At 71.4% G+C, this 14196-nt stretch carries 14 protein-coding genes; 1 reads left to right on the top strand and 13 read right to left on the bottom strand.

The features are described 5' to 3' along the window. Position 1 precedes the first annotated feature (1 nt). Positions 2-583 carry a GNAT family N-acetyltransferase gene (locus ACFT4A_RS24660; RefSeq protein ID WP_382833451.1) on the bottom strand — a complete coding sequence of 194 codons (582 nt, stop codon included), beginning with the start codon at positions 581-583 and terminating at the stop codon, positions 2-4. Between the two features lie 81 nt (positions 584-664). On the opposite strand from ACFT4A_RS24660, the gene ACFT4A_RS24655 reads away from it, so the two are divergent. Beyond that, complete coding sequence (locus ACFT4A_RS24655) at positions 665-1651, top strand: RluA family pseudouridine synthase (RefSeq protein ID WP_382833449.1); 987 nt, start codon at positions 665-667, stop codon at positions 1649-1651. Here ACFT4A_RS24655 and ACFT4A_RS24650 read toward each other — a convergent pair. From ACFT4A_RS24650 to ACFT4A_RS24595, 12 genes are all read right to left on the bottom strand, one after another. Next, positions 1645-3150 (bottom strand): cytochrome P450, encoded by a 1506-nt coding sequence (locus tag ACFT4A_RS24650; RefSeq protein WP_382833447.1) that lies wholly within the window; start codon positions 3148-3150, stop codon positions 1645-1647. The genes ACFT4A_RS24655 and ACFT4A_RS24650 overlap by 7 nt on opposite strands. A gap of 106 nt (positions 3151-3256) precedes the next feature. Next, positions 3257-3877: an ATP/GTP-binding protein gene (locus ACFT4A_RS24645; RefSeq protein ID WP_382833445.1), complete on the bottom strand. Its 621-nt coding sequence runs from the start codon at positions 3875-3877 to the stop codon at positions 3257-3259. After that, positions 3858-4259, bottom strand: coding sequence for a DUF742 domain-containing protein (locus ACFT4A_RS24640; protein ID WP_382833443.1), 402 nt, complete (start codon positions 4257-4259; stop codon positions 3858-3860). The genes ACFT4A_RS24645 and ACFT4A_RS24640 overlap by 20 nt, the downstream gene beginning before the upstream one ends. Further along, positions 4256-4663: a roadblock/LC7 domain-containing protein gene (locus tag ACFT4A_RS24635; protein ID WP_184597403.1), complete on the bottom strand. Its 408-nt coding sequence runs from the start codon at positions 4661-4663 to the stop codon at positions 4256-4258. The genes ACFT4A_RS24640 and ACFT4A_RS24635 overlap by 4 nt, the downstream gene beginning before the upstream one ends. Continuing rightward, positions 4660-6303, bottom strand: coding sequence for a sensor histidine kinase (locus ACFT4A_RS24630; protein WP_382833441.1), 1644 nt, complete (start codon positions 6301-6303; stop codon positions 4660-4662). The genes ACFT4A_RS24635 and ACFT4A_RS24630 overlap by 4 nt, the downstream gene beginning before the upstream one ends. 327 nt (positions 6304-6630) lie before the next feature. After that, complete coding sequence (locus ACFT4A_RS24625) at positions 6631-9480, bottom strand: DEAD/DEAH box helicase (protein ID WP_382833439.1); 2850 nt, start codon at positions 9478-9480, stop codon at positions 6631-6633. Positions 9481-9520: 40 nt separating this feature from the next. Beyond that, entirely contained in the window at positions 9521-10411 is an 891-nt protein-coding gene (locus ACFT4A_RS24620; protein ID WP_382833437.1) for a diacylglycerol kinase, read from the bottom strand. 31 nt (positions 10412-10442) lie between these two features. After that, positions 10443-11402 (bottom strand): twin-arginine translocase subunit TatC, encoded by a 960-nt coding sequence (tatC, locus tag ACFT4A_RS24615; RefSeq protein WP_382833436.1) that lies wholly within the window; start codon positions 11400-11402, stop codon positions 10443-10445. A gap of 47 nt (positions 11403-11449) precedes the next feature. Next, positions 11450-11734 carry a Sec-independent protein translocase subunit TatA gene (tatA, locus tag ACFT4A_RS24610; RefSeq protein ID WP_382833434.1) on the bottom strand — a complete coding sequence of 95 codons (285 nt, stop codon included), beginning with the start codon at positions 11732-11734 and terminating at the stop codon, positions 11450-11452. A gap of 260 nt (positions 11735-11994) precedes the next feature. Then, a complete protein-coding gene (locus ACFT4A_RS24605; RefSeq protein WP_189726570.1) occupies positions 11995-12189 on the bottom strand; it encodes a hypothetical protein in 195 nt (64 codons plus the stop codon). A 44-nt stretch (positions 12190-12233) separates the two neighbouring features. Beyond that, positions 12234-12527, bottom strand: a complete 294-nt coding sequence (locus ACFT4A_RS24600; protein WP_382833432.1) for a hypothetical protein — start codon at positions 12525-12527, stop codon at positions 12234-12236. A 580-nt stretch (positions 12528-13107) separates the two neighbouring features. Further along, positions 13108-14196 (bottom strand): helix-turn-helix transcriptional regulator, encoded by a 1089-nt coding sequence (locus ACFT4A_RS24595; RefSeq protein ID WP_382833430.1) that lies wholly within the window; start codon positions 14194-14196, stop codon positions 13108-13110.

Genomic DNA, 14196 nt, shown 5'->3' with positions numbered 1-14196 from the left:
CTCAGTCGCCCCGCACCCGCGCGTGCAGATGCATGTCATGCCAGCCGTCCGGGTGCAGGACGGCACCGCGCTTCGTGCCCTCCAGGGTGAAGCCCGTCCTGGAGGCGACGCGGCAGGACGCCTCGTTGCGTACGGCGTGCAGGAGTTCCAGGCGGTGGAAGCCGGTCTCGTCGAGGGCCCAGCGGGTCAGCCCGCTCGTGGCCCGCACGGCGATGCCCCGCCCCCGGGCCGCCGGGACGGTCCAGTACGCCACCTCCGCCGTGCCGTCGTCGAGCCGTATCTCACGCAGCGCTACGCGACCCAGCAGCGAGCCGGAGTCCGCGTCGGTGACGGCCCAGTGCGCCTCCCGTTCCTCCTTCCAGGCCCGGTGCCAGTCGCGGATCCAGCCGGCGACCTCCTCCTCGGAGTCGGCGGCCCGGGCGTGCCACTGGTGCATCACGGGATCCTGGAACACCTCGTACACCGCGGACGCGTCCTCGGCCCGCCATGGGCGCAGGAGGAGTCCGTCGCCGGTGGCGAGGGTGGGCTGCGGGTGTCGGGCGAGGGTCCCGGCGGTCAGGACCGGGCTGGTGAGGAACGGCATGCCCCGCATCCTGGCAAGGACGCGAGGCGCGGTCCCAGTGGTTTTCCGCCCGGCGCACCGGGCCTCGTACGCTGGGCCGCGATGAGACGCAAGCCCCGCATCCCGCCCTCGCCCCTGCCGCAGCGCCACGGCGTGGATCCGGTGCGGGTGCGGCTGCCCGTCGCGGGGTCGTGGACCACGGTGCGCGAGCACTTGGCGGAGCGGCTCAGCGGGGCGGGTGCCGGGGTCGTCGACGGGATGTTCGACGAAGGACGGATCCTCGGGGCGGACGGACGGGCCGTGGCGGCGGACGCGCCGTACGTGCCGGGGATGTTCGTGTGGTTCCACCGGGAGCTGCCCGAGGAGGTCCCGGTGCCCTTCCCGCTGGAGGTCGTGCACCGGGACGAACACATCGTCGTCGTCGACAAGCCCCACTTCCTCGCCACCACCCCGCGCGGCGGCCATGTCACCGAGACCGCGCTGGCCAGGCTGCGCCGGGAGCTGGACATCCCGGCGCTCGGCGCCGCGCACCGTCTGGACCGGCTCACCGCGGGGCTCGTGCTGTTCACCGTGCGCCCCGAGGAGCGCGGCGCGTATCAGACGCTGTTCAGTGCCCGCCGGGTCCACAAGGAGTACGAGGCCGTCGCCCCGTACGACCCCGCCCTCAGCCTGCCCCGGACCGTACGCAGCCGGATCCTGAAGGAGCGGGGGGTGCTCCAGGCCCGGGAGGTGGCGGGCGAGCCGAACGCCGTGAGCCGAGTCGAACTCCTCGGGCACCGCACGGAAGGCGCCGACGGACTCGCCCGCTACCGGCTGGTGCCCGGCACCGGGCAGACACACCAGCTGCGGGTGCACATGACCACGCTGGGCGTGCCGATCCTCGGCGACCCGCTCTACCCGGAGGTGACCGCACCCGTACCGGCCGGTGACTTCCGGCGCCCGCTCCAACTGCTGGCACGGGCCCTGGAGTTCACCGATCCGGTCACGGGCGAGGAGCACCGGTTCCGCAGCGGCCGGGAACTCGCGGCCTGGGCGTCGTACGACCGGTGGGCCGCCGGGGCGTACGACGGCCCGTCAGCCGGTCAGTAGCCGCGCCACCAGCTCAGGAAGCGCTGCCAGGCTCCCTTGCGGCGAGCCGGTTCCTGCGCCGTCGGCTGAACCTGCGGGGGCGCAGGGGCCGCCGGCAGGGGCTGCGCCGGGGCCGGCCGCGGCTGTACGGCGGCGGCCGGTGCGGCCTGCGGCTGTGGGCTGCCGATCTGCCAGTCGGAGCGCTGCGCCGGGACCTGCTTGTGGTTCGGCGGCTCCGTCACGTCCTGCGGCGGCTTGGGAGAGAACTGCACCGGCATCTCCACCAGGTGCCGGGAGGCGATGGACGCCGTCCAGCGCAGCTCCTCCTCGTCGCAGTCGAGTTCGACGTCGGGCAGCCGCATCAGCAGCGCGTCGACGCCGACATCGGCGATGGAACGGCCGACGTCCTGGCCGGGGCACTCGTGCGGGCCGCCGCCGAACGCGAGGTGGGAGCGGTTGCCCTGCATGCTGGCGGACAGGTCGGGCCGGACCCGCGGGTCGACGTTGGCCGGGGCCGGGGCGAAGAGCAGTCCGTCGCCCCGGCGGATCCGCTGACCGCCCAGCTCGGTCTCCTGCTTGGCGAAGTAGGCGAAGACCGTGCTGAACGGCGGCTCGTTCCACAGGGACTGCTCCACCGCCTCCGGCACCGTCATCTGGCCGCCGTTGAGCTGGGCGCGGAAACGCGGGTCGATCAGCACCGTGAGCAGCACATTGGACAGCAGGTTGGTGGTGGCCTCGTAGGCGGCGAAGAGCACGAGGCGCAGGTGCTCCCTGACCTCGTCGTCGGTCAGCCGGGCCGGGTGGGTGATCAGGTAGCTGGCGAAGTCCTCCTCCGGCTGGGCGCGGCGCCGCGCGGTGAGCCGGCTCAGGGCGTCCATGACGTAGGAGTGGCTGGCGATCGCGGTCTCGGTGCCCTTGAGCGCGTCGCGGGCGGCCTCGACGAGACGGTCGTTGTACTCGTCGGCCATGCCGAGGATCTCGCACATCACGGCCATCGGCAGGTGCTCGGCGAACTGGCCGACGAGGTCGGCCTCGCCCTTCTCGCAGAAGCGGTTGACGATGGCCTGCGTGCTGCGGTTGATGTAGCGGCGCAGGCTGCGGAAGTCGATGGTCGAGATGGCGCCCATGACCGCGCCGCGCAGCCGCTTGTGCTCGTCGCCCTCGGCGTGCGAGGCGATGGGCTGCCAGGCGATGTGCGGCATCAGCGGGTGGTCGGGCTTGACCAGTCCGTCCTTCAGCGGGGTCCAGATACGGCTGTCCCGGCAGAACTGCGAGGGCGAGCGCACCATGTGCAGGTTCTCGGCATGGCCGAGGACGACCCAGATCGGGACGTCGTCGTGGAGCAGCACGGGCGCCACGGGGCCGTGGTCCTTGCGTAGTTGCTCGTACAGCGCTCCCAGATCCTCCGACTCGTGCAGCCGGTGCAGTCCGCCGGGCCCGAGGCCGTGTGCGGGGCAGCCGGGAGGCGGGCCGAGCCGGGAGGCGTCCGTATCGGTCGGGGTGTGGGATTCAGGCGTCACAGTGGTCGCTCCGAAACTGAAGTGAATCCAGGTGTCTGGTGGGGGAATGTGGGGGTGGGCCGAACAGGGCCGAACAGGGCCGAACAGGGACGGACAGCGCGCGGGTTCAGCGGCGTGCACCCGTCATGGCGAGCGAGTGCAGGAAGCGCATGAGGGTCATCAGGACGTCACGGCTGGAGGCCCGGCGGCGTACGTCGCACTCCATGATCGGGATGTCCGTGGTGAGGTCGAGGGCCGTGCGCAGCTCCTCGAGGTCGTAACGGGGCGCGTCCGGGAAGGAGTTGACCGCCACCACGAACGGCACACCGCGCTCCTCCAGGCGCCCCATGACATCGAAGCTGACCTCCAGCCGACGGGTGTCGACCAGCACCACCGCGCCGAGCGCGCCCTCGAACAGGCCGTTCCACAGGAACCAGAAGCGCTGCTGGCCGGGTGTGCCGAAGAGGTAGAGCACGAGCTGGTCGGTGATACTGATGCGGCCGAAGTCCATGGCGACGGTGGTGGCCGTCTTGGACGCGGAGCCGAAGTTGTCGTCGACACCGATGCCGGCCTGCGTCATGGTCTCCTCGGTGGTCAGCGGTGTGATCTCGCTGACCGAGCCGACCATGGTCGTCTTGCCGACGCCGAAGCCACCCACGATCACGATCTTGGCCGCGGACTGTGCCGTGTGGGGCAACTGGTCCTCGGCCCGGGGGCCCGGGATGGTGTCAGAGCCTTTGAAGTCCATTCATCACCGCTTCGAGGAGGGAACGGTCGGTGCGTGACCGGCGCACGATCGGGGCGCGCGCCTGCACCAGTTCCGCCGTCAGCAGCTCGGTGAGCAGCACGCCCATCGCGCTGAACGGCAGGTGGAGGTAGGCCGACAGCTCGGCCACGGACAGGGGGGCGGCGCAGAGCCGGAGCAGCGCCGCCTGCTCGGGGGAGGCGGAAGGCGGCGGGTCTTCGGCACGCGCCACGATTAACGTGACCAGGTCCAGCTCGGCCCGTTCGCCGTCGGGGCCCGCCACCACGTACATCCGCTCCGGGTTCCTGGGCTTCCCCTCGCCCTCCTGGTGCGGGGGCGGCTCCGGGGTGGTGGGGTCGCGCCTCTGGCGTTGCGGAGGCGTCATACGATCTGCCCGTTGCGCCGGGGCGGACTGGTCAGATGGCCGCCGATCCGGACGACGAGGTCGCGCATCATCGCGCTCATCCGGCCGGGTTCGCACCGCACGTCGGAGAGCACCGCGAGGAAGGCGTTGGCGCCGGCGTTCATCAGATAGAAGTAGCCGCGGTCGATCTCGATCATGACGAGCTTCATCTCACCTTCGCCCACGGTGAGTTCCTGGCAGATGCTGCCCGCGAGGGACTGCAGGCCGGCGCAGGCCGCGGCGACCCGGTCGGCCGCGTCCGGCTCGCCGCCGTGGCGGGCGATGCGCAGACCGTCGGCCGAGAGCACCACGATCATCTCGATGCCCGGCACGCCGTCGGCGAGCTGCTTGAGCATCCAGTCGAAGTTGCCTCGCTGCTGGATCACTTGAGATCCCCCTCGTCATCGGCCTCGGTGGGGGCCGGGTCGTTGATCAGGTGCAGGTACTTGGTCGGGTTCCGGATGAAGTCCGTCGGGTGCGTGCCGGGTTCGATGCCCTGCTTGAGTCCCTCCCAGAAGGCCTCGAGGCCCTTGCCGGGGGCGTCGGGGGCCGACATGTCGCGCAGGGGCTTGGTCTCGGGCTCCGACACGGCCGCCCAGGGGTTGTACTCGCCCCGTTCGGCGGCCTCCCGGTCGGCCTTCTCGTTGGCGGCCTGCTGGGCGAGTCGCTCGGCGAGCGGCGTCTTCACCCGGCTGCGGCGCTGCGGCAGGCCGTTCGTCGTCCACTCGGTGACCTCGGGGACGTCGTCGTCCTCCAGCAGGACCGTGTCGGGGACTTTCGGGCTGGTGGGGCGTCGCCTCTTGGGGGCGCGCTTCGGGCCCTCGGGAATGCCGACCGTCATGGGGATGCCGGTGGCGCCGATGCCGTGGGCGAGTCCGACGCCGGGCTCGTGGGTGATCATCTCGCTCGGCACGATGAGGATGGCGCGGACGCCTCCGTACGCGGAGGCCCGCAGCGACACCTGCATGTTGTACGCCGTGCAGAGGCGGCCGACGACGGCCAGGCCCAGACGCGGGTGCTCACCGATGTCCTGGAGGTCGACGCCTGCCTTGGCGGCCTCCAGCATGCCCTCGATCCGGGCCCGCGCCTCCTCGTTGAGGTTGACACCGCCGTCCTCGATCTCGATGCAGACGCCGGTCTGCACCTCGGTGGCGGTGACGTGCACCTTGGTCTGCGGCGGCGAGTAGCGGGTGGCGTTGTCGAGGAGTTCGGCGGCGGCGTGGATGACGGGCTCGACGTAGATGCCCTTGACGCTGACCTTGGCGATGGAGGACAGCTGGATGCGCCGGTACTCCAGGATGCGGGACATGGCGCCGCGCAGCGTGCTGTACAGGGACACCGGCTCGGGCCACTGCCGGCCGGGGCGGCCGCCGCCGAGGACGGAGACGGAGTCGGCGAGGCGGCCGATCAGGGCGTTGCCGTGGTCGATGCGCAGCAGGTCGTCGAAGACCTCGGGGTTGCGGCCGTGGTCCTCCTCCATCTCCCGGAGTTCCTCGGCCTGCTGATGGGCGATCGCCTGGACGCGGCGGGCGACCGTGACGAAGGAGCGGGCGGCGGCGTCCCGCATGGTCACTTCGTGGTCGACGATCCTGAGCACCTTCAGCAGCGTCTCGACCTCCGGCTCGGGGAGGTCGCGGTACGCGGGGTCGGCCAGGCCGAGCTTGCGGATCACCTCCCTGGGGGACTCTCCGGTGCGCAGCAGGTCGAGCGCGGCAGGGACGATCTCCCTCGAGAAGCGGATCAACTCGTGCTCGTGGCCGGCGATCCGCTGTTCCAGGTACGCGCTGTGGCGGGCGTGCTCGGCACGCTGGTTCCGCAGGGCACGGCCGCGGCGGACCGCCTCGGCCGCCGTCGCGATCACCAGCGCGGTGGCGATGCCGCCGCACCAGCCGACGGCGAGCCGGGCCGACTCCGTCACCAGGGCGACGGCGGTTCCGGACGCCGCGGCCATCGCTATGGCCGGGAGCAACAGCACGCGCGCGTAGGGAAGTTCACGGCGAACGGGAGGGGATTGAACACTCACCATGTAGGCCTTCTGACAGGAGTCGGCTGAAGTTCCACACATTTAGGGAACAAGCGCACGAATTCATCTCAAGCCGGTGCGCTGCGGGCGAGCTTAGTCCGACCGGATCATCGCTGTGTCATATTCAGCATCTGCCGGAAACCGGACGCGAGGGGATAGTACGCTCGGTCGTTTACACGCTGCGAGATCATTCGAATGCTGTACGTAACGGCGTACGGGCATACGAAAACCACTCACCGCGACGGGTGAGTGGCCTTCAGAACATCGCCCTTTCAGGGGCGCGGGGAACTGCGCGAGCAGCCACGAACCACCGGCACCCGCGCGACAACCTCACCCCACCGACGAGTAGGCGACAACTCCCCGCAGCAACCCGTCAACGGCCTTGCGCGCGTTCTTCACCACGGAAGACCCCTGCGGCGCCGCCGCCGCGATCTGCCCCAGCACATCGATGACCTGCTTGCACCACCGCACGAAGTCCCCCGCCGGCATCTCCGCCTCACGCAGCACCTCGTCCAGCCCCGCCCCGGAGGCCCACATGTACGCGGCCCAGGCGAACCCCAGATCCGGCTCACGCTGTCCGACACCCTCGGTCTGGGTGATCCGGAACTCCTCCTCCAGCGCGTCCAGCCGCCCCCAGATCCGCACCATCTCCCCGAGCGCGGCCTTGGCCTTCCCCGACGGCAGCTTCGGCGCCATCGCGTCGTCCGCCGCACGCGCCTCGTACACCAACGCCGAGACGCAGCCCGCCAGTTCGGCCGGGCCGAGCCCCTCCCAGACGCCCTCGCGCAGGCATTCGCTGGCGAGCAGGTCCAGTTCGCCGTAGAGCCGCGCGAGCCGCTTGCCGTGCTCGGTGACCTCGTCGGCGCGCAGATAGTCGAGCTCGGTGAGCAGCGCGACGATACGGTCGAACGTCCGCGCGATGGTGTTCGTACGGCCCTCGATCCGCCGCTCCAGCTGCGAGGTGTCCCGCAGCAGCCGGTGGTAGCGCTCGGCCCAACGGGCGTGGTCCTCACGGTCGTCGCACCCATGGCAGGGGTGCGCGCGCAGCTCGGTCCGCAGCCGGGCGATCTCGCGGTCGTCGGCCGCCTGGGAGCGCCGCTTGCGGTGCCGGTCGGCCGGGATGTGCCCGGCCTTGGTGCGCAGCGCGGACGCGAGGTCCCGACGGGACTGCGGGGAACGCGGGTTGAAGGACTTCGGGATCCGCATCCGCTCCAGCGGCTCGACCGGCACCGGGAAGTCGATGGACGCCAGCCGCTTCACCTGCCGCTCGGCGGTCAGCACCAGCGGGCGCGGCCCGTCGTGGTGCTCGAAGCCCCGGTGGCCGTTCGAACGGCCCGCGGGCAGGCCCGGGTCCAGCACCAGCGCCAGGCCCGCGTACTTGCCGGTGGGCACGTGGATGACGTCACCGGGCTTCAGCTTCTCCAGTGCGACGGCGGCCTCGGCGCGCCGCTGTGCCGCGCCCTGCCGGGCCAGGTCGTTCTCACGGTCCTTCAGCTCGCGGCGCAGCCGCGCGTACTCCTCGAAGTCGCCGAGGTGGCAGGTCATGGAGGCCTTGTAGCCCTCCAGGCCCTCCTCGTTGCGCTGCACCTGGCGGGAGATGCCGACGACCGACTTGTCCGCCTGGAACTGCGCGAAGGACGTCTCCAGCAGCTCGCGCGACCGGTGCCGGCCGAACTGCTCGACCAGGTTGACCGCCATGTTGTACGACGGCCTGAAGCTGGAGCGCAGCGGGTATGTGCGCGTCCCGGCCAGGCCCGCCAGGTGCTCGGGGCTGGAGCCGCGCTGCCACAGCACCACGGCGTGGCCCTCGACGTCGATGCCGCGCCGCCCCGCACGCCCCGTCAACTGTGTGTACTCGCCCGGGGTGATGTCCGCGTGCTGCTCGCCGTTCCACTTGACGAGCTTCTCCAGCACCACCGAGCGGGCGGGCATGTTGATGCCGAGGGCGAGGGTCTCGGTCGCGAACACGGCCTTGACCAGGCCGCGTACGAACAGTTCCTCGACGACCTCCTTGAAGGTCGGCAGCATGCCCGCGTGGTGGGCGGCGATGCCTCGCTCCAGGCCCTCCAGCCATTCGTAGTAGCCGAGGACGTGCAGGTCCTCGGTCGGGATGGACGCCGTGCGCTCCTCGACGAGCGCGCGGACCCGCCCGCGTGCCTCGTCGTCGTTGAGCCTGAGGCCCGCGTACAGGCACTGCTGGACGGCGGCCTCGCAGGCGGCGCGGCTGAAGATGAAGGTGATGGCGGGCAGCAGCCCCTCGGCGTCGAGCCGTTCGATGACCTCGGGCCGGCTCGGCGTCCAGACCCGGGAGCGCTGTCTGCGGTCGCGCTCGCGGTCGGCGTCGCGCATGGACCGGCCACGGCGTCGGTCCTGGTAGGACGGCCGGCTCGCCTCCATTCGCGCCATGCGGGTGAGGTCGGGGTTGACGGCCTTCTTGTGGCCCTCGCCCTCCTCGAACAGGTCGTACATCCGCCGCCCGGCGAGCACGTGCTGGAAGAGCGGCACGGGCCGGTGCTCGGAGACGATCACCTCGGTGTCGCCGCGGACCGTGTCGAGCCAGTCGCCGAACTCCTCGGCGTTCGACACGGTCGCCGACAGCGACACGAGCGTGACCGACTCGGGAAGGTGAATGATCACTTCTTCCCAGACGGCGCCCCGGAACCGGTCGGAGAGGTAGTGCACCTCGTCCATGACCACATGGCCGAGGCCCAGGAGGGTCTGCGAACCGGCGTACAGCATGTTCCGCAGCACCTCGGTGGTCATCACGACCACCGGGGCGTCGGAGTTGACGCTGTTGTCGCCGGTGAGCAGGCCCACCTTGTCGGTGCCGTAGCGGCGGCACAGGTCGGCGTACTTCTGGTTCGACAGCGCCTTGATGGGTGTCGTGTAGAAGCACTTCTTGCCCTGCTGGAGAGCGAGGTGGACGGCGAACTCGCCCACGATCGTCTTGCCCGAGCCGGTGGGCGCGGCGACCAGGACGCCCTTGCCCGCCTCGAGCGCCTGGCAGGCCTCGATCTGGAAGGGGTCGAGGCCGAAGTCGTACATCTCGCGGAAGGAGGCGAGCGCGGTGGCCTGCTCGACAGCACGCTTGCGGGCTGCCGCGTACCGCTCGGCCGGTGAGAGGTCCTCTGTCATCGTGCCTTCGAGCGTACCGGGCCGCACTGACAACAGGACGATCATTATCCGGATCCATTCCTGTGAAACCGGGGATCGGCGCAGTTCAGGGGCCGACGACCCGCACGCCCCCGCGCACGCAGCGCGCGCTCAGCGGCAGCGGGCCGAGCGGCTCCCCGTCCGCGTACCCGGTGATCCCCTCGGCGGCGACCTCGACCCGGGCCGCCCGCAGTACGGTCACCGCCGGATGCCCGGCGTGGGTCCCCCGGTACACCTTCGGAAACACCCGCAGCAGGGTCCTACGGCTGCAGTCCCCGACCACGGTGATGTCGAACAGCCCGTCGGTGAGGTCGGCGCCGGGGCAGATCCGCATTCCGCCGCCGTACGACGAGCCGTTGCCGACGGCCACCAGGGTCGCCTCGATCTCACGGAGCTCCCCGTCGTCGAGCCGGATGCGGTACGGGACGGGCCGGAACTCGGCGAGTTCGGCGATCATCGCCAGGTCGTACTTGAGGCGTCCCGAGGGCCACCGCATGCGGTTGCCGCGGTCGTTGACGCGGGAGTCGAAGCCGGAGGCGAGGACCGTGCCGAACCAGCGGTCGCCCACCTGACCGAGGTCGATGTCGCGGATCCGGCCGCACTTGAGGGCGTCGGCGATCATGCGGCCCGCGGCGGCCGGCTCGCGCACGGGCAGGCCGAGGGTGCGGGCGAAGTCGTTGCCGGTGCCGACGGCGACCAGGCCGAGCGGGGTGCGGGTGCCCGCGACCGCCCGCAGCGCCAGGTTGGCCATGCCGTCACCGCCGACGGCGATCAGCGCACCGGTACCGCCCTCGACGGCGGCGCGGGCGCGGACGAGGGCGTCCGCGGCGTCCTCGCCGAGCACCGTACGCACCGAGAAGCCGGCCGCCCGCAGAGCGGAAGCGGCCGGCTGCGCCGCGCGGGCGCCCCGGCCGCGGCCCGCGGTGGGATTGACGAAGAGGGTGATCTCGCTGGTCACGCGACCGACCCTATGAGCTGCCCGCCGATCTTCAGGTCACGTCGTCATAACCGTTGACCCGGTCCGAGCGGTCCGAACTCGCCTGCTCGGGCAGGGCGGCCCGGCTGGTGGTCACGGGTTCGATCTCGCCGATGTCGTCGGGCGTGAGGTCCAGCTCGGAGGCCTCGTCGTCGGCGGGGCCCAGGGCGTCGCGACGGCTGCGACGGCGGTCGTTGAGCAGGGAGAAGGCGACGGCCGCGAAGTACAGCACCCAGATCGGCCCCGCGAGCATCAGCATGGTCAGCGGGTCGGTGCTGGGCGTGGCGACGGCCGCGAAGACCGTGATGCCCATGATCATGCCGCGCCACCAGCCGAGCATGCGCTTGCCGGTGATTGCTCCGGTGAGGTTGAGCATGACCAGCAGCAGGGGCAGCTCGAACGAGAGGCCGAAGACGAGCACCATCCGCATGACCAGGTCGAGCAGGTCGTCCAGCGGGAGGAGGTTGGACGTGCCGCCCGGGGTGAACTCGAGGAGGACCTTCGCCGTGGTGGGGAGCACCGTGTACGCGAAGTAGGCGCCGATGATGAACAGCGGGGCGCCCGTGGCGACGAAGGCGTACGCGTACTTCCGCTCGTGCCGGTGCAGGCCCGGCGCGATGAAGGCCCAGAGCTGGTAGAGCCAGACGGGCGAGGCCAGCACGACACCGGCCATCAGGGACACCTTCAGCGCCAGCGTGAAGGGGGTGATCAGACCGTTGATGGTGATCTGCGCACACGGCTTGGAGGACCGCGACCGGGCGAGTTCCTCGAAGGTCTTGTCACAGCCGACCGAGTCGAGGATCGGCTTGGTGATCAAGTTGATGATGTCGTTGTAGAAGAAGGCGGCGACGACCGTGATGACGACGATCGCCAGCATCGCCTTGGCGAGCCGGTTGCGGAGCTCGCGAAGGTGCTCCGCGAGGGGCATCCGCCCCTCGGGATCCTTCTCCTGCTTGCGGGCAGACTTCAGCAACCCACGTTCCCATCTCGTGCGGCGGGCCGGAGGTCACCGGCCCGGCTTCAGCGCTTGGTCGTGTCCGTGGGCTCGTTGACCGGGCGGGAGCTGGTCACGTCGCCGGGCGCTGCCTGGATGGTGCGGTGCGAGGGCTGCTCGTCGTTGTTGGGCGGGCCGGCCGGGGTCGTGGACGACTTGCTCTCGTCCTTCATCGCCTTGGCCTCGCTCTTGAGGATGCGGGCGGACTTGCCGAGCGACCGAGCCATGTCCGGAAGCTTCTTCGCGCCGAACAGCAGGATGATGACGACGAGGATGAGAATGATCTCGGGGGCTCCGAGCCTTCCGAACATAAGTCTTTACCTTCTCACCGAGGCGGCTGGGGTGGGGTGCTGTCCGACCGGTCGGACATTTGTCCGAACGATCGTGTTGACAGCGATCGTAACGCTCGGGGGTAAACGTGAGGCAATCCCTCTGCATCCCCTGTACGTACTCCCGCTCCGCGACCAGTGCCTCGTTAACCGGGCCGCGACCAGCAGCGTACCTGTCCGAACCACAGAGGTGACAGGGCGAAGTGCCCCAAAGCGCAACTCACAGCCGCCTGCCGAACGGCTCACAGGGCGTCCACAGACCGGGCCGCGCTCCCCGCGGCCCGCTCCAGGTCCTCGGCGGCCCGGTTGATACGGCGGGCGGAGTCCGTGACCTGCCTGCCCAGGCGCTGTGCCTCCACGAAGACCCGGACGGCGAGCACCCCGAGCACGGCGAGACCCACGAACCCCACGGCAATCGCGAACATCGGCCAGAACATGCCGTCGAGCCTAGACCCTCCGGGAGGGGCGGACGCCCAGACCCTCAGCGGGTCGGAGCGAGCCGCAGGGTCCGCACGCCGCCGCCCGTGAGCAGCTCCACGATCCGCTCCCCCGCGGGCTTGCGGACGGACGCGCCGCAGTGCGGGCAGGTGAAGGAGTAGAAGGTGGTGCGGCTGGTGGCGCCGATGGCGAGGCGCAGGGCGCCCGCGGTGAGCTCGAAGCGCTCCCGGCAGTCCGGGCAGCCCGCCCTGAAGACCACCGGCGACACGCTCGTCATCCCTGCGAACGCGGACTCCACCGTCATACCGCGCGCACCGTGCGTCGCCGACTCGCTCACAGACCTCGCTCCTCTGTCTCGGCTGGTACGCCTCCGGGGCTCCCGGGTGCCACCGGTACGGTCCGGCCCACCACCGACATCGAGCGAGTCCGCGCCCGGGCACCCCGGCCGGTGCCGGGGGCGGCCGCACTCGGTCGTCGACGCGTCCGGCTCACCACCGATGACGACCGGATCCGCACCCCGGCACCGCAACCGATGCCGAGGGCGGCGCCACTCGGCCGCCGACCCGTCCGCCTCACCACCGACGACGACCGGGACCGTGCCCCAGCACCACAGCCGATGCCGAGGGCGGCCGCACTCACCCGTCGACGCGTCCCGCTCACCACCGATGACGGCCGGATCCATGCCCCGGCACCGCAGCCGATACCGAGGGCGGCGCCACTCGGACGCCGACGAGTCCGGCTCACCACCAATCTCAGCCGGGACCGTGTCCCAGCACCACGGCCCATGTCAGGGGCGGCAGCACTCGGTCGTCGACGCGTCCGGCTCACCACCGATGACGGCCGGATCCGCGCCCCGGCACCGCAGCCGATGTCGGAGGCGGCCGCGCTCGGCTGTCGGCGCCACGGGCACCCGGGCGTCACTCTCGCCCGCCGTCCGGTCCGTCCGGAACGGGGCGTACCGCGCTCACGCCGCGCGGCCCGCCGGCCTCGGCCGTCTCCACCGCGCCGGCCGTCCCGGACGCCTCGATCCCGTCGTACGCCGTCAGCGCCTCGCGGGCCGCCTGCCGGGCGCTGTCGGCGAGTTCCGGCGGCGAGACGATCCGGCCGTCCCGCCCGAGCCGCAGCGCCAGGCGGCGGAGCGACGCCGGGTCGGGCGTGCGCAGGGTGATCCGCAGGCCGCCGTCGGGCAGCTCGTCCGCGCTGTCGTGCGGGTAGTACTCGGCGACCCAGCGGCCGCCGGGCCCGACCTCGACCTCGACCTCCGGGTCCTCGGCCGCGGGCTGCACCAGGGCCTCCGACAGGTCCCGCAGCTCGATCTCCGGCGGCGCCGACGGCTCGTCCAGGATCCTGATCTCGGCGACCCGGTCGAGCCGGAACGTGCGGCGCGCCTCGGAGCGCCGGCACCAGGCCTCGACGTAGGTGTGCCCGACGCTGACCAGGCGGATGGGGTCGATCTCCCGCTCGGTGACCTCGTCGCGCGCGGGCGAGTAGTAGCGGATCCACAGGCGGCGGCGCTCGGCGATGGCCCGGTCGACGTCCGCGAAGACTCCGCCCTCGGACTCGAAGGTCACGGACAGGCGCGAGCTGGCACCCGCCATCTCGCCGGCCGCGGTCTCCACCTTGGCCGTCGCCCGCAGCAGTGCCTGGCGGTCGCTCTCGCGCAGTCCGGGCAGCGTGGCCACGGCCCGGGCGGCGACGAGCAGGGCGGTGGCCTCGTCGGCGGCGAGCCGGAGCGGCTCGGCGGCCTCGTCCGCCAGGGCGGCCGAGTTGTGCCACCAGATGCGCTCGCCGTCGGTGTCGATGTCGAGCAGGTCGCCGCCGCGGAAGCTGGTGCCGCACATGGGCAGCACGTCGAGGTCGGAGACCAGCTCGTCCTCGGTGATGCCGAAGGCGCGCGCGACGTCCTCGACGCGGGCGCCGGGACGCTCCTTCAGATACGTCACCAGCGAGAGCATCCGCCGGGTCTGGTCGATGGCGTTCACGGGCCTGACCGGTTTGCCTGCCAC

It is taken from the genome of Streptomyces sp. NPDC057099, from assembly GCF_042671245.1.
GTDB lineage: Bacteria > Actinomycetota > Actinomycetes > Streptomycetales > Streptomycetaceae > Streptomyces > Streptomyces purpurascens.
The sequence above is the reverse complement of the archived record's forward strand: the minus strand, read 5'-3'. Positions and strand labels throughout refer to the sequence as shown.